The sequence below is a fragment of the Bacteroides faecis MAJ27 genome, from assembly GCF_900106755.1.
GTDB classification, from domain to species: domain Bacteria; phylum Bacteroidota; class Bacteroidia; order Bacteroidales; family Bacteroidaceae; genus Bacteroides; species Bacteroides faecis.
In genome coordinates, this window is sequence record NZ_FNNN01000002.1 from 38,637 (window position 1) to 54,742 (window position 16,106).

Here is a 16,106-nt window from a genome sequence, read left to right on the forward strand (position 1 = left end):
TGCAAATATCGGAAAATAAAATAAGAAATGGCTTGAACCATACGTCAAAATGTATGCCTCAAGCCATTATTTTTACTTGTTAACTCAAATTTTACACAAGCAAATTTATATAATGATTAACCTCTTAATCAATAGCCAATTGTAAATCTCTCCTGATGATGTTTGGGATGTTCCAACTCGTCAATCATCGCAGCCGCATAGTCTTCTACAGAAATATGGCTGTTACCCACGATGTCCACAATCATATCATCTTTGCCCAAACGATAACGTCCGGTGCGCACTCCCGGTCTCATATCTGCTGCCGGAGAGAAAAATACCCAGTCTATCTCTTTCTCCTTCATCAGGAAGTTCAAATAAAATTCTCCTAAAGCTTTAACTCCGGGCAGAATATTTTCAGGAACTTCACCCGAATCCATCAGTCGCAATCCCGGCGCAATAAACAGTGATCCGGCACCACCCACCATCAGAAAGCGATTCACCCCTGCTTTCTTCACTCCATCAATGATAGTCAGATACACTTTGATGGTTTCGTCATATATATCAGGATTATTCCATCCCGGATTGAATGCACTGATTACAGCATCGGCTCCTTTACAAACTTCGCATACTTCATCGAGTGAAGAGACATCCGCTTTCTTTACTTTCAGATGCTCGTTCTCTATCTTTATTTTTTCGGGATGACGAACTACGGCTGTCACTTCAAAGCCACGATTCAACGCCTCATTCAACAGAGCAGAACCAACAAAGCCGCTAGCCCCTATGAGGACTATCTTTTTCACTTTCTCCATATTCCAACAAAAATTAGATTGTTATTATTACTTTAATAACAATCTAACTTTCAGAATGTTGGTTTCCTTTTAGAAAATTAATTATCCAATATAGGTTTCTATCGTTTCTTTCAGCTTCTCCAAAGAATATGGTTTGGAGATAACAGCATTGCATCCTGCCTGAATAGCTTGTTGTTGTTCCGTATAGAACGCATAGGCTGTAACTGCAATAATAGGAACCGAAAGAGAAATAGTTCGAATCTTCTCTGTAGCCTGAATGCCATCCATCACAGGCATACGAATATCCATTAATATCAAATCCGGTTTTTCGCGAATAAAACTATTGATTGCTTCCTGTCCGTTACGCACCCACAGGATGGTATACTCTTTCTTCAGTAAGATATTCAGCTGGGCAAAGTTCGATTCGATATCCTCCACTACCAAAATCTTTTTATGGCGGACAGATTCAGAATCAATCTTAGTAGACAGAGTCCGTTCGACGACTTCCGCCGGTATCTCCCGATAAGGCAGGTAAAGTGCAAATGTACTTCCTTTTCCCTGTTCTGAACTGACTTCAATACGACCACCCAAGCGTTCTACAATACTTTTACAAATAGAAAGTCCCAGTCCGGTACCTTGTACAAAGTCATTCAGTTTTTCAAAACGAGTAAAGATTTGAGGAAGTTTCTCTTCCGGGATTCCACAGCCTGTATCACTGACAAACAGCTTCAGCCAATCTCCCTCCTGCTTCAATCCTAACGTGATACTCCCCGTTTCAGTATTCTTAATGGCATTGGACAAGAAATTGAATAGTACCTGCATCACGCGGTTTCGGTCAGTAGAAGTCCAGAACTCTCCTTGTGGACGGACCACTTTCAAGTCCACATTCAACTTCATCTTCAACTGATGCACCTTCTCTACTTCGTCTACCAAGCCGGCTATTTCAACCTGCTGAAAATGCATTTCCGATTTACCGGATTCTATACGGGACAAGTCCAGAATATCATTGATCAACTGCAACAGCAGATTACTATTCTTCTGAATAATCTCCAGGTATTCATGTTTCTCCTCTTCATTTTCCGTTACAGCCATAATCTCCGAAAATCCCACAATAGCATTCAGCGGAGTGCGAATCTCGTGACTCATATTCGCCAGAAATACAGACTTCATCCGGTCAGCATCCTCTGCACGACGCTTAGCTTCTATCAATTCCTCGGAACGGCGAATACGATCACCGATATCGTGTATCAACGCTAGCACAGTGTTACCTTCAAACGGAGCAATGCGTGCCTGAAAATAATGTTTACTTCCATCTACTTCCAATGGATACTCTATTTCTTTCAGCTTACCGTCCTGCAGACATTCCCGAATGTTACAGAGAAACAAATCACTTACTTCCGGAGAATAAATACTTCGTCCGTCTGCTCCTTTCAGTACTTCTACCGGATGTAGCAGAATCGTACCCGGCGCCATCAAGACATCCGTTATAAAGAAGTCCTCGTCAAAGATGAAGATAAATTCGGGTAAAGCTTCTATTATTTTACGGTTATGTTCTTCTAAATGCTTAATATGCTGTTCTTTTTCACATTGGGAGGTGACGTTTACAGTATATGCCAACAGTTTATCCGGATCTCCTTCTTCATTCCCTTTATAAGACAGAAAATGATCCTCCAACCAAATCACTTCACCATGCTCTCCTACACAACGAACCTGAATCTGAGATGTCTTGGACTCCGAAGCAAGCATATTAGCAAAAGCCGTCTGATAGGTATTCATATCTTCGGGGTAGACGAAACGATAGAAATCATCAATATCTTTAAAGACCACTCCTGCCTCTTTCAGTCCTAACATACGGAAGTAATCGTCGGTGAAACTACATTTCCCTGTCGGAATGTCATATTCCCATAAAGCAATTTGATGTGCGGCAAGTACAGAAAGTATCTTTTGCGAATTCTCCCGTATGATTTCATTATTCTCATTCGGTGAATATAAATTTGTATCCGGCTCCATAGGCTATAATTGTATTTTGTATGTGTATTGTTTGAATGGCAGCAAATATAAACAAATAAAGCACAAGTTGTGTCTAATCTTATTTTTTTTACTCAGAAACAATTATCTTTGCATCATCCAAAAAGAAATATAATGAATCAAGATACTATCTGCGCTATTGCTACTGCTCAAGGAGGTGCTATCGGGAGCATCCGTGTTTCCGGTCCGGAAGCTATTTCTATAACAAGCCACATCTTCCAACCAGCCAAGCCCGGCAAATTACTTAGTGAACAAAAGCCTTATACGCTGACATTCGGGCGTATTTATAATGGAGAAGAAGTCATAGACGAAGTCCTTGTGAGTCTTTTCCGTGCTCCTCATTCCTATACGGGAGAGGACAGTACAGAAATCACATGTCATGGTTCTGCTTATATTCTTCAGCAAGTGATGCAGTTGTTGATTAAGAACGGTTGTCGTATGGCTCAACCGGGAGAATATACCCAACGCGCATTCCTCAACGGAAAGATGGACTTAAGTCAGGCAGAGGCTGTAGCCGATTTGATTGCATCTTCTTCCGCAGCTACCCATCGTTTGGCTATGAGTCAGATGCGGGGAGGTTTTAGTAAAGAGTTAACAGATCTACGCAACAAGTTGCTAAACTTTACTTCCATGATCGAACTGGAACTTGACTTCAGTGAGGAGGACGTGGAGTTTGCAGATCGTTCGGCATTACGAAAACTCGCAGATGAAATAGAGCAGGTTATCTCCCGACTGGTCCATTCATTCAATGTAGGGAATGCCATTAAGAATGGTGTTCCGGTGGCTATCATCGGTGAAACGAATGCGGGAAAATCGACTTTACTGAATGTATTACTGAATGAGGATAAAGCAATCGTCAGTGATATTCATGGCACCACACGTGATGTCATTGAAGATACTATTAATATAGGTGGCATCACTTTCCGATTCATTGATACTGCTGGAATCCGGGAAACAAATGATACCATTGAAAGTCTTGGTATCGAACGTACATTCCAAAAATTGGATCAAGCGGAGATTGTACTTTGGATGATTGATTCATCTGATGCATCTGCCCAGATAAAGCAATTATCAGAAAAGATCATTCCTCGTTGTGAAGAGAAGCAACTAATTGTTGTATTCAACAAAGCGGATTTGATTGAGGAAAAGCAGAAAAAAGAATTATCTGCTTTATTAAAGGACTTTTCTAAAGAATACACGAAATCTATCTTCATATCGGCAAAAGAACGTAGACAGACCGACGAGTTACAAAAGATGCTTATTAATGCAGCACATCTACCTACGGTAACACAGAATGATATTATTGTGACAAACGTAAGGCATTATGAAGCTTTAAGTAAAGCTTTAGATGCTATTCATCGAGTGCAGAATGGGCTTGACACGCATATATCCGGAGATTTTCTTTCACAAGATATACGGGAGTGTATTTTCTTTATTTCAGATATTGCAGGGGAAGTGACGAATGATATGGTGCTCCAGAATATTTTTCAGCATTTTTGCATCGGCAAGTAAGTGGTGGTTACCAACGATTAGCATATAACATCAATGATTATTAAGGCGTTCATTTTGAACGCCTTTCTTTTTAGCCTTATAAGCGATGGTTATCGTTTATAGGGCTTTTTCAGCTCCTTTTTGTACCGCATTTGTTGCTCGCTTGTTACTCTCCGATTTTAGGTCGGAAAGGTCGTGGACACACTGGTACGTCATGGTACGTGGTGGTACGCGATGAAACAGATTTGGCGAAATAAACGGATAAATAAAATGAGTAGTAGAATCGACATTCAGAAAAGATGTAAGTGGTGCAACGCTGTTTTCACAGCTCATAAGACGACCACAGAGTATTGTTCACACCGATGTGCCAACCTTGCCTACAAAGACAGGGTTAGGAAACAGCGTATCGAAAGTCTGCAACACGAATTAGGGAAAAGCATAAAGACACCTCCTAATTTGAATAAGGAGTATCTTACTCCATCAGAAGTAGCCGAGTTATTAAACATTGGGCGTACTTCTATATATCGCTATATCCGCAATGGAATAATCAAAGTAATCCGGTTTGAAAGGAAAACGCTTGTTCGCAGAGCTGATATAGAAAATATGACTGACTATCTTTCGAAAGAAAACGAGAAGACATCAACAAAAGAGAAAGCCCCTATCACCGACTTCTACACCACTGCAGAAGTCAAAGAGAAATACCATGTAAACGAGTCATGGATATTTGCGGTAGCCAAGAAGAACAACATCCCTCGCACTTTCAATCGTGGCAAAACTTACTGAAGCAAGAAACATATAGACGCTTATTTTGCCAAGAAAGCCCCGAACCCTGACACTACTGAATGGTACAGCACCCAAGAAATGCAGGAGAAATTCGGCATGACTTTATCCGCCATCTACTGTTTCGTTTCCAAGAATGCCATTCCGAAGAAGAAAGAGGGAATCATGGTGTACTATTCCAAGAAACATGTGGATATAGCAAAAGGTATAGCTGCACCCGAAGAACCGCAATATTATACGGTAGCCGAAGCGATGGAGAAGTTCAACCTAACCCGTGACCAACTCTATCATTACGCAAAATATCATAATATCTCAAAGGTCAAGAAAGGCAAATACACGCTTATCTCCAAGCCAGAACTGGATAAGTTGCTTGCAGCACCGAAGATTGAATAAGTTATTTATCGGTGAATGTACCCACTATCGAATCACCATATTCCTTTGCACCAAACAAATGTAAAACTCTAAATATTAAACAGTATGACACACACATGTACAAAAGTAACAGTTCGTCAGAGAGCGATTCGGAATAATCGCATCTCCTTGTATCTGGATTATTATCCGGCAGTTCGTAACCCCGAAACGATGCAGATGAGCCGCAGGGAATATCTCGGTATTTACATCTATGCCCATCCGAAGAACGAAATGGAACGGGAGTTCAACAACGATATGTTGAACAAAGCAGAAGCAATCCGTTGCATCCGGGTACAATCACTCATCAATGAAGAATTTGGTTTCTTGGATAAGACCAAGCAAAAAGCCGATTTCCTCGCCTATTTCAAGAAGATGTGTCGGAACAAAGACCAGAAATGGCAATTCGTCTATCAGCATTTCTACAACTTCGTCAAGGGACAATGTACCTTTGGCGATGTAAATGTAGACTTATGCAAAAAATTCCGTGAATACTTGCTGAATGCCAAGCAACTCAAACATAGCAACCGACCCATATCCCTCAATTCAGCATCCGGCTACTACTCTACTTTCAGAGGATTATTGAAGATTGCCTATCGGGACAAATGGTTTCGTGAGAACATCAATGACTATCTTGATAAGATTGAGCCACAAGATGTGAAGAAAGAGTATCTGACTCTGAACGAAGTGAAGCAACTCGCAGCCACTCCTTGCGACATCCCCGTATTGAAAGCAGCCTCTTTGTTTGCTTGTCTGACAGGCTTACGCATCAGTGATATTCTAAACCTGCAATGGGAAGACTTCACTATCGCCCCCGACCAAGGCTATTGTTTACGTATCAGAACACAGAAAACCCAGACGGAAGCGACACTCCCCATCAGTTACGAAGCCTACGAACTATGCGGCACACCCGGAACAGGCAAGGTTTTCAAGGATTTGAAGCGAAGTATGATTAATTACCCACTGAAAAGCTGGCTCAAAAAGACAGGAATAACGAAACCGATAACCTTCCACGGATTTCGTCACTCGTATGCCGTCATACAAATATCCTTAGGTACAGATATTTACACAGTATCAAAGATGCTAACGCATAAGAACGTGTCCACAACTCAAATATATGCCGATTTGGTCAATTCCAAGAAGCGAGAAACAGCCAATAAAATATCACTCAAGTAAATTGTAACTATGAAACGAGGAATCATAACCAACAAAGGGCAAGACATCCATATTTCTGATGGAGAAGTATGGATGACCACTTGGGAACTTGCAGACTTGTTTTATACAACGGCTGGAGCTATCCATGCAGCAATCAAGAGAATCTTGAAAACCAATATTTGAAGAGCCACGAAGTTTGTAAGTACATCAAATTGGAGAATGGGAACAATGCCGATGTGTATAATCTCGATATGGTTGTAGCCTTATCTTATCAAATAGACACCGGACATTCCATAGTATTCAGAGAATGGCTAATAAACAAAGTCGCTCGTAATCAAGATTACAACATCCTTTTATATCTCAACAAGGGTACAAACCATACATTGTATTGCTAATAAGCTATATCTCTATACCCTATTGATTATCTGCATTGTTCACCCCAAATGATGCAGATAATTTCTGTTTTTAAGATACACAAGTCTATTTACCCAACTATTTTCATTCAAAAACAAGAAATTTGCAATACGCTTATTATTAGGAGTGTAACGTGGTGAAAAGTGATGAAATATATCGTCAAAAGCCCATTAACAAGCAAAACTATGGATTTTCTCAAAAATTAATCCTATATATTTGCACACAAACGATTAATACATCTCACTATGGAACAGAGAAAGATAGAACATATAACATTGCATCTGATTGTTTTTGGTACAATCGCAATCATTGGTGTTTTAGCCCGTCAGACCGTACTTCACTATGGTTGGGGCGAGTTCAGCAGCTACCTTATTCTTGTAGTATGCTCTATTGTCATTGGAGCAATCTATCTCAATCTGCAAATAGCATTCAGACAACTCCTTTCCCCAACAATAGAAAGATGCTTTATGAGATTTGAGAGCTATCGCAACAAAACGGTGGTAGCTGAAATTCCAATAGAACATCATGAAGTTATTGAAAGTGCAGCAGATATAGAATCTATCGTTTCAGAATCCGAAATCGAAAACGAAACTCCATCTGACACCACAGAAGAAGTTTCTACTCTCTCGTTTTCAGAATCCAATGAAGACAGTACAGAGCTTCCAAAGAATGAAGCCACATCTTCTATTATCAATAATACTCCCATAGAAGAATCCAGCCAGCCAACAGAATATGAGATATACCACGCTACCGCTATGGCTGAAAAAGAACGAGCATCGCAAAAAAAATTAGATAAAGTTCTCACATATATAAAACAAACTTTGGTTCTCTATCTTAACGAAACTGACCTTAATCGCTTATGTGGATATGTTACAGAATACTACCTATCAGATTCTTTGCCTAAAGTCGAACCTATAAAGGTAGATTCTCAATTAAAGACCATCGACATTATGCACTTTGGATGGAATATCGGTAAGGCATTCGGCAAACCACGTTTACAGACTGCCACATTTATAAAGAGGGTATTTGCCCATACCCTCAGTGATTCGGAAATATCTACCATTGAACGTAAAATGTCGCACACGGAATCCGTATGCAAGATTAAATTGGATAGGAGAATAGCATAAAATCACCACATATAATGACAACACAAATAGTCAAAGCGAACTTGATTTTTCAATTATTGACAAATACGCTTTTATTCCTTGTAGCTTATTCTTTATAGATTCGTGCGTTGAGAGTTGCTTGGATAGTATTGCTATCTTTTTTTTATAACCCAAAGGAGCAAGAAGTCGGTTGTTTTGGCATATTACACCTGTTATAATAGGATTTTTAGTTTGATAATGTGTCTTTTTGTGACTGATTCTGAATCCAGACTTTTTAATGATTGCAAGGAACTGAGGTACTAGATTTTTAAAATCAACTTTAGATGATAAAGTTATATCGTCAACAAACATTGAAAATTTAATATGATGCTCCTTTGCTAACTGGTCAATTTCCATGCCTATGGGTTTAAATACCAAATTAGCAATTAAAGTTGAGGTTGGAATACCTTGCGGAACTTGATATTTATGAGTAGTTAGTTTAGTTAATATTCTTGCTATAGCAGGCGTACAGCCCTCTCGAAGAAACATTTGAAAAACTTGCTTATGAGAAATTGATGGAAAAAATGACTTCAAGTCTGTCGTAAATATATATTTATTTCCTTGATGAAGACGAGCATTACGCACATTATTTTTCCTCTGAACACCACCATAAACATATTGAGGAATTTCAACTTGCTTTGACATAAAATCATAAAGACGCGTTTGAACCTCTTTTAGTTTTCCTTTAGACGAGTTTATTTTTCTAGTGGCAATTTCTCCACTACTATTCTTCTTTGGTTTGTCAGTAAACTTATTAAATTTTACTCTTTCAAAAGAATAATAATAATCTTCTATATGTGTCAACAAGTAATCCAACTGTTCCTTATTAACACCCAGTATATATAGTAAATATTTTTCGCTTGTTATCATCAAAAAAAGAAATTAGAGAGTTGATTATAACAATTCAAAAAAAGATTTGCACCATTCTATCAAAGGCTTCATTGCATTTGATAATTGAATCAATGCCTTTATAAATTCAGCAATGGCTTTAATCCATTTTGCCAAATTTTTCATCTTCTTCTCCTGTGTTACAATCATTGGAGAACAATGGAGGGAATTTTTGTTAGCCTTCTTCCCTCTCTTTGAAGGCTTCTTCTTTTTTTTAGTCATAAGCATTTAATTTTAGTTCGGGCAATATTGCCACGTGCCTAAAATCAATATGACCTAACTAAAATATGCTTAGACATTGTCTTCCATTGTACTCTCTATTTTCACGTGCCTAAAAAATGGACACAAAATAATGAAGTAGATACGAATCTTACATATATCGACAATCGGAAATAATGAACGAACTATATGAGATGTTCTTATCTCCATTCTGCCATACTTCAAAACTATATCCGCCCCATTTTACCAATGACTTGGTGCGATTGCTCGCTTTAGGTTTTAGCATAATTTAGTCTCCAAAGCCTTCTCAGTCTATCAAAGAACTAATACGATACAAAGATATACAAATCTTCGCAATTGTTCTACCAACTACATCAAAAAGTTATTCATCAGTTATATTTTGGTGAATGATTCCACCATTGAAACACCTGTTTCCTTTGCCGTCGAACAATTAAAAACGAGCGACGTATGCAAAAAGAAACAGTAACATTTGATAAACTGCCCGAAGCGGTAGGTTATTTGACCGAACAGATCATCGAATTGAAAAGAATGGTGTCGGAACTTCAACCACCTGCATCAGACAAACACGTGTTGGTTGAAATTGAGGATGCTTGCCGTATTATCAGAAAAGCCAAGCCTACCATTTATACATTGGTACGCAAAGGGCTGCTTCCTGCCTATAAGAAAGGTAAGAAGCTCTATTTCTATGAGGACGAACTTCTGGCTTGGATTGAGAATGGGCGAAGAAAGACTTCCGAACAAACATACGAAGAAATACTTGCCAATATGCAAGGCGGTGTCCGTCATAAGCCCAAATCATCTGTGAAACTTTAATGGCTGTGGGTATGGATACATATTCTATTAATCCGGCATCCATTATTGACGAAGCGGTTGATTTAAGTATGCGATTGGCTGGCACTGATTTCCCAATCAGCATATTTCCGACAAAAATCCAACGCATCATCAGTGAGGTACACGAATGCCATAATTACCCTACCGACTACATTGCCTCTGCAATTCTTACAGCGATTGCAGTTGGCATCGGTAACACGCATCTTGCCCAAATCAAGCAAGGCTGGGTAGAAAGCCCTATCCTGTATATGGCATTGATTGGAAGACCGGGAGCAAACAAAAGCCATCCGCTTAGTTTTGCGATGAAACCGTTTCTTGATTACGACTATCAGCAGAATCAAGTCTTTGAAAAAGCACTTGCAAAGTATGATGAACTGATGAGTATGAGCCGTAAAGAACGTACAGAAAGCGGTGAAGAACAATTTCCACAGGAACCAGTCCGTAAACGTTTCTTGATTTCGGATGTAACACCAGAAGGCTTGAGCCTTATTCATGCGCAAAACAAACGTGGTTTGTGCTTGTGGGCTGACGAGTTATCCGCTTGGTTCAAGAACTTCAACCGCTACAACAACGGTTCAGAAGAACAGTTCTGGCTGTCGGTGTTCAGTGCCAAGACCACTATATCCGACCGTAAGAATGCCAAGAGTTCAATCTTCATCAAGCGACCGTATATCTCAGTTATTGGTACTATCCAAAAGAAGATTCTCAGTGAACTGGCTAAGGGTGAACGTTCCAGTAACGGATTCATTGACCGCATTCTGTTTGTGATGCCCACTCTGCAACAGAAAGCACGTTGGAATGACAAGGAATTGCCGGAGAACATCGAACAAGAGTGGAATGCCATTATTGACAAGCTGATACAACAGGAGTATGCCCTCAATGAGTTTGGAGAGATAGAACCGCAGATTCTTCTTTTCACGGAGGATGCCAAGAGACGGCTTTACGAATGGCAGCACCACTTCTCAGAATTGTGCGACCGAGAGACAAACGACACTATCGTGAGTATCTATTGCAAGTTGGAGATATACATCATCCGTTTCTGTTTGATTATCCAATTAGCACGATGGACTTGCGGAGAGTGTGATAAAACTTGTATAGACCTGTTGACGGTGGAACGAGCCATCAAACTGACAGAGTATTTCAAGGAATCCGCATTGAGCGTTCAAAATATCCTCAATGAAAATGCGCTCAATAGTCAACAACAGGCGATAGTCAATCTGCTTCCTCCATCCTTTACGACTGCCCAAGCTATACAGATAGCCGAGCAGAACGGAATGAAGGAACGGACGTTTCAACGCTTTCTCAATGACAACATCGGGACATTGTTCCGCAAAGAGAAGCATGGAGAATATTCAAAGATTAACCCGTGACATTTTTGTCGGTATTGACGCTATCCAAGCGAAAACGACAATAACGACAAAAGTGACATACCCAAAAAGAGACATACAATGAGTACACATAGATTCATATTAGAACCCTACAAAGGTGTCAGCACTCGACATACTTGTCCGAACTGTCACCGCCAAAGATGTTTTTCAAAGTATATCGATACAGAGAAACAAATCCGGTTCCCTGATTACGTAGGTCGTTGTGACCATGAGCAGAAATGCGGTTATCACTTCACGCCTCGTGATTACTTTGAGCAGAATCCATCTGAAAAAGAAAAGTTTGCTGAGAATAGCTTCGGAAGTTATACACCTATTAAAGAAGTAAAACCGATAGCCATCTCCTACATGGATTTGGATATAGTCAACCAATCATTGCGTGGCTATCCTGCGAACAAGTTGTTTCAGTTTCTATCGGCTCAGTTCGGAGAGGCAGAAACATTAAAGCTAATGAAGAGATACAAGGTTGGCACATCCAAGTATTGGGACGGTGCAACCGTATTCTGGCAGACGGACAATCAGAATAAAGTTCGCACGGGTAAGATAATGCTTTACAATTCCGAAACAGGTAAGCGGATAAAAGAACCGTACAATCATGTCACGTGGGTACACTCCGTACTGCACAAGGGCGATTACAATTTGAAGCAATGCTTCTTTGGTGAACATCTGCTTCCTGAAGACAAAAGCCGTCCTGTTGCACTGGTCGAAAGCGAGAAAACAGCACTCATCGCTTCCTACTATCTGCCGCAATTCTTATGGATAGCATCAGGTGGAAAGAACGGTTGTTTCAATGCCAACAACCTATCTGTTCTAGCAGGAAGAAACGTTGTGTTATTCCCTGACTTGGGAGCGACCGACTATTGGCAGAGCAAAATCGGGCTGATGAAAAGCTACGGAATTGAGGTGCGAATGTTCGATTATCTGGAAGCCAACGCCATCGAAAACGAGCGAAAAGAGGGGTACGACATAGCCGATTATCTACTCAAAGTGAAGCCTGATGAAGCCATCCTTCAACAAATGATAAGGAAGAATCCGGTCTTGAAAGCACTAATAGAAACATTCGATTTAAAGCTCGTCAGCGTACAACAAGGCATTCCACAACCGAAGGTTTCACCACCCAAGAAACGAGGATTCAGACTTTGAACTTAGGGAGAGGAATCGAGACTTTTTTACTGTAGCAAGTTAATGTCGGTGTATTACATTTCCCGACCACTTGCTCCTCAAAAAGTCTGAGGAGGCGGCCCCCAATGGTCACACATTATTCACTAAAAACAGATTCAAATGGAAAAGAAATATACAGTAACACTCCGTCTGTCATATCAGCAATACGCATGGCTTGGTGCGCTTTGCAGACGGAGCAAGCAGACTCAAAGCGAAGTGATCCGTTCGCTCATCGAAAACGGTTCGGTACGTGAACGAATCACGCAAGAGCATATCCACATCATCCGTCAACTGATTGGCGAAAGTACCAATCTTAACCAGTTGGCAAGACAGGCAAACACCTACGGTTTCTTCGCTGTAGCGGACAGATGCAAGGAAATGGCTCAGCACATTAACCTACTTATAAAACGTTTGAAAGATGATCGGTAAACAGACTAAAGGGACATCGTTCGGTGGCTGTGTTAGCTATGTTCTCAAAGAGGAGAAATCCAAATTGCTGGAAGCAGTTGGAGTAGAAGGTACACCCGAACAGATGGCGGAGCAATTTGAGTTACAATCGCTACTCAATGATAAGGTAAAGAATATTGTCGGACATACTTCGCTCAACTTCTCACCAGAAGATAGCGAACGCTTGAAACATGATGATGAACTGATGTTGCAAATTACCCACGACTACATGAAACTGATGGGCATCGAAAACACGCAGTATATCATTGCCCGGTATATCGACCGTGAACATCCGCATTGCCACATCGTCTTTAATCGAGTGGACAATGACAGCAAAACGATTAGCGACAAGAATGACTTTCGCAGGAATGAGAAAGTTTGCAAAATGTTGACCGCCAAATATCGCTTGCATTTTGCCAATGGTAAAGACCATATCAAGGAAGAACGATTGCGCCCTTATGACCAAGCAAAGCATGAGATATACAAAGCGTTGAAAGAGGAACTGTCCCAAGTACAAAATTGGGCTGACTTAAAGGATGCACTTGCCGACCGAGACATTGATATGAAATTCAAGGTCAGCCGAACTACACGGGAAATACAGGGTGTAAAATTTGAGTACAACGGTTTTTCTTTCTCCGGCTCTAAAATTAGCCGAGAATTCAGCTACTTGAATATCGACAACCGACTAGAAGAGAATGCTTGTGCATCCTTGTTTGAATCACCCAAACAGGAATCCAGACATAAGGAAGAAAATGTACAACAAAGCGTTTCCCATTCCGATGATGGCTCAAGCATCAGTCTCGGCTTGCTAAACGGCAACTCATCCTACGATGCCACTGCCGCAGAAGAAGCCGAGTTCAATCGCCTGATGAAAAAGAAAAAGGCTAAGCGCAAGCGAGGCTTTCGTTTATAATTCACTATTCATTAATTTTTTAAACTCAATCAATTATGGTACAAAACGATTTGATTCTTGATTTCAATCTCTACTTGTGTGAGAAATTCGGCTACAGAAACAGTTGTAGCGTGATGCAAAATGCCAATGGCTTTTGCGTGGACATCCGTGAACGTGATTTAGACTGCTACATTCGCTTCTGGGAGTACAGCGACGGAAGAGGCAACTTCCCCGACTGGTCTATCATCATTGTGCGCAGCAACTTCAAAAAGAACCAAGAAGAAAGCCTAAAAGACTTGGCTCGTTTCTTCAAGGAGTACATGCCACGCTATAGGTACAAATACCTCTGCACCGAAGGCGATGATTACAAGTATTATCAGACACTCGGTTTGAAGCTCATCCATAAAGACCTGTTCGGGCAGGAGAACTATGGATTGGCAATGAAGGATTTGAATGTCTGATACTTGGTTTTAAGGTTAAGGAGGGGATTTTTCCTCTCCTTTGCCTTTTTATATACCGATAAATCAGAATTTAGAAGCAATGGCAAAGCAACTCTACGATTACTGGTTTGTGCAGTTTGACTTCCCGAATGAGGAGGGCAAACCGTATAAGTCAAGTGGCGGTAAGATGGTTTGGAATGAGAAACTGAAACGGGAAATTCCTCAAGGATGGAATAATGGAATGCTTATCGACATTGCAAATATAACAATGGGGCAATCTCCTGATGGATCCAGCTATAATGAAGTTGGAGAAGGTATGCTTTTTTATCAAGGAAGCACGGATTTTGGTATGAGATTTCCCTCGGTTAGACAATACACAACAGCACCTTCTCGATATGCAAAAAGAGGTGATATACTAATGAGTGTTCGTGTCCCAGTTGGATCTATAAATATAGCAAATAATGATTGTTGTATAGGTCGTGGCTTATCTGCAATTAATTCAAAATTAGGATCTACGACGCACTTGTATTATATATTAAATGACCTAAGAATTGCTTTTGAACAAAGAAATGCAGCAGGTACAACATTTGGGTCTATTACTAAAGAAGACCTATATAGTCTGCCTATTATTATTCCTTCACATGAAGTTATAAGAGCTTTTGATAAGATATGTTCCCCTATGTTTGATAGACAAATGATATTAGGAGAAGAAATAGATAATCTAATTAAGCAGCGTGATGGACTTCTACCGCTTCTGATGAACGGTCAAGTATCGGTAAATTCTGATTTATCTGACGATTACGTTCTATTTTGCTGTCAATAGAACGTAATAACTTACCGATGCGTTTTTGTTCTGATAATTCGGGAATCCACACTGTGCAATCCTTGATTTTATCAGGTGATGTGTGGCGAATTTTAGTCTGTTGGGCAGCGGCACTTAATTGCTGTTTTACGAGTGCAGAGGATATAAGATAAAAAGCAAAGTTCTTGTCTAACAAGTCCTCTTTGCAAACAATCTTTGCCACATCTTGACTTTGGATATATTTACCACTTTCGGGAATAATGGCAGTAGAACCAAGCAATCCTATTGCTTGTTCGGTCAAAGGAGTGATAATATCTCCCTCCTCCATTAGAAATTCAGATCTAAAGTCACCAACATAATAAAGATTGTCTTTGGACTTATTCTCCTTAAAGCAGTTATTTTGATAGTCAAAGTTACCACAAGTCAGGCGAATATACTCCCCCTCAGTGGCGTAAAACTCGCCACTGAGACTTGCTCCTCTTGTAACATTGAGGATTTCTCCCAATTTATATCTTGTCAATTTCATTGCAATCTATTTTGGCTTTTAAGATACACTTTGATTTGTTCTTCAAGAGATTTCAAAATAAGTTCTCGTCTATTCTTTTCCATTTCTTTCTGTTCCGTAGTGGCATAACGGTTTTCTTCTACATCCTTTTTATGAAGAGCAATTATGTATTCAATCCCATCATGCAAATCCTTTTCTGATATAACCTGATTTTTTGCTCCAAATAAATCATCAAGAGCAATATTTGTCAATTGTGCACAACTACCTGATTTTAGGAGCATAGTAGTTATATATTCATTTACTTTATCGTAATCAATCATTCAAATA

Annotated in this window: 16 protein-coding genes and 3 pseudogenes; 12 read left to right on the forward strand and 7 right to left on the reverse strand. The window is 40.0% G+C overall.

The window, feature by feature from the left end; translation table 11 throughout:
- Positions 1-128: 128 nt before the first annotated feature.
- Together BLW31_RS01990 and BLW31_RS01995 are read right to left on the reverse strand one after the other, a co-directional pair.
- Positions 129-788, reverse strand: a complete 660-nt coding sequence (locus BLW31_RS01990; protein WP_008764706.1) for an NAD(P)-dependent oxidoreductase — start codon at positions 786-788, stop codon at positions 129-131.
- An 81-nt stretch (positions 789-869) separates the two neighbouring features.
- Positions 870-2,777 carry a PAS domain-containing hybrid sensor histidine kinase/response regulator gene (locus tag BLW31_RS01995; RefSeq protein WP_010537116.1) on the reverse strand — a complete coding sequence of 636 codons (1,908 nt, stop codon included), beginning with the start codon at positions 2,775-2,777 and terminating at the stop codon, positions 870-872.
- Positions 2,778-2,909: 132 nt separating this feature from the next.
- Between BLW31_RS01995 and mnmE the strand changes: the two genes are divergently transcribed.
- From mnmE to BLW31_RS02020, 5 genes and pseudogenes are all read left to right on the forward strand, one after another.
- On the forward strand, positions 2,910-4,307 hold the full coding sequence (gene mnmE / locus BLW31_RS02000) for a tRNA uridine-5-carboxymethylaminomethyl(34) synthesis GTPase MnmE (RefSeq protein ID WP_010537115.1): 1,398 nt from the start codon (positions 2,910-2,912) through the stop codon (positions 4,305-4,307).
- Positions 4,308-4,556: 249 nt separating this feature from the next.
- Positions 4,557-5,459, forward strand: a pseudogene (locus BLW31_RS02005) (helix-turn-helix domain-containing protein).
- Between the two features lie 84 nt (positions 5,460-5,543).
- On the forward strand, positions 5,544-6,650 hold the full coding sequence (locus tag BLW31_RS02010; RefSeq protein ID WP_029425386.1) for a tyrosine-type recombinase/integrase: 1,107 nt from the start codon (positions 5,544-5,546) through the stop codon (positions 6,648-6,650).
- A gap of 9 nt (positions 6,651-6,659) precedes the next feature.
- A pseudogene (locus BLW31_RS02015) lies at positions 6,660-7,024 on the forward strand (virulence RhuM family protein).
- Between the two features lie 264 nt (positions 7,025-7,288).
- Complete coding sequence (locus BLW31_RS02020) at positions 7,289-8,170, forward strand: hypothetical protein (RefSeq protein WP_010537112.1); 882 nt, start codon at positions 7,289-7,291, stop codon at positions 8,168-8,170.
- Between the two features lie 30 nt (positions 8,171-8,200).
- On the opposite strand, the gene BLW31_RS02025 is transcribed toward BLW31_RS02020, so the two are convergent.
- The 3 genes from BLW31_RS02025 to BLW31_RS24650 form a co-directional block, all read right to left on the reverse strand.
- Positions 8,201-9,058: a reverse transcriptase family protein gene (locus BLW31_RS02025; protein WP_010537111.1), complete on the reverse strand. Its 858-nt coding sequence runs from the start codon at positions 9,056-9,058 to the stop codon at positions 8,201-8,203.
- A 24-nt stretch (positions 9,059-9,082) separates the two neighbouring features.
- Positions 9,083-9,298: a hypothetical protein gene (locus BLW31_RS02030; protein WP_029425385.1), complete on the reverse strand. Its 216-nt coding sequence runs from the start codon at positions 9,296-9,298 to the stop codon at positions 9,083-9,085.
- A 148-nt stretch (positions 9,299-9,446) separates the two neighbouring features.
- Positions 9,447-9,581: a hypothetical protein gene (locus BLW31_RS24650; protein WP_255343988.1), complete on the reverse strand. Its 135-nt coding sequence runs from the start codon at positions 9,579-9,581 to the stop codon at positions 9,447-9,449.
- 182 nt (positions 9,582-9,763) lie between these two features.
- Between BLW31_RS24650 and BLW31_RS02035 the strand changes: the two genes are divergently transcribed.
- From BLW31_RS02035 to BLW31_RS02065, 7 genes and pseudogenes are all read left to right on the forward strand, one after another.
- Positions 9,764-10,129 carry a helix-turn-helix domain-containing protein gene (locus BLW31_RS02035; protein WP_010537109.1) on the forward strand — a complete coding sequence of 122 codons (366 nt, stop codon included), beginning with the start codon at positions 9,764-9,766 and terminating at the stop codon, positions 10,127-10,129.
- Positions 10,130-10,140: 11 nt separating this feature from the next.
- The gene (locus BLW31_RS02040) at positions 10,141-11,517 is read left to right on the forward strand and encodes a DUF3987 domain-containing protein (protein ID WP_029425384.1); all 1,377 of its coding nucleotides are present in this window, start codon (positions 10,141-10,143) and stop codon (positions 11,515-11,517) included.
- Between the two features lie 78 nt (positions 11,518-11,595).
- The gene (locus tag BLW31_RS02045) at positions 11,596-12,675 is read left to right on the forward strand and encodes a DUF6371 domain-containing protein (protein WP_010537107.1); all 1,080 of its coding nucleotides are present in this window, start codon (positions 11,596-11,598) and stop codon (positions 12,673-12,675) included.
- Between the two features lie 138 nt (positions 12,676-12,813).
- The gene (locus BLW31_RS02050; protein WP_004316509.1) at positions 12,814-13,122 is read left to right on the forward strand and encodes a MobC family plasmid mobilization relaxosome protein; all 309 of its coding nucleotides are present in this window, start codon (positions 12,814-12,816) and stop codon (positions 13,120-13,122) included.
- Positions 13,112-14,053 (forward strand): relaxase/mobilization nuclease domain-containing protein, encoded by a 942-nt coding sequence (locus BLW31_RS02055; protein WP_010537106.1) that lies wholly within the window; start codon positions 13,112-13,114, stop codon positions 14,051-14,053. The genes BLW31_RS02050 and BLW31_RS02055 overlap by 11 nt, the downstream gene beginning before the upstream one ends.
- 35 nt (positions 14,054-14,088) lie before the next feature.
- Complete coding sequence (locus BLW31_RS02060) at positions 14,089-14,493, forward strand: hypothetical protein (RefSeq protein WP_029425383.1); 405 nt, start codon at positions 14,089-14,091, stop codon at positions 14,491-14,493.
- A gap of 58 nt (positions 14,494-14,551) precedes the next feature.
- Positions 14,552-15,295: pseudogene (locus BLW31_RS02065) on the forward strand (restriction endonuclease subunit S); the annotation flags it as partial.
- Here the strand turns inward: BLW31_RS02065 and BLW31_RS02070 are convergent.
- Positions 15,198-15,800: a restriction endonuclease subunit S gene (locus tag BLW31_RS02070; RefSeq protein ID WP_010537103.1), complete on the reverse strand. Its 603-nt coding sequence runs from the start codon at positions 15,798-15,800 to the stop codon at positions 15,198-15,200. The pseudogene BLW31_RS02065 and the gene BLW31_RS02070 overlap by 98 nt on opposite strands.
- Positions 15,797-16,099 (reverse strand): hypothetical protein, encoded by a 303-nt coding sequence (locus BLW31_RS02075; protein WP_010537102.1) that lies wholly within the window; start codon positions 16,097-16,099, stop codon positions 15,797-15,799. Before BLW31_RS02075 ends, BLW31_RS02070 begins: the two co-directional genes overlap by 4 nt.
- Positions 16,100-16,106: the final 7 nt, after the last annotated feature.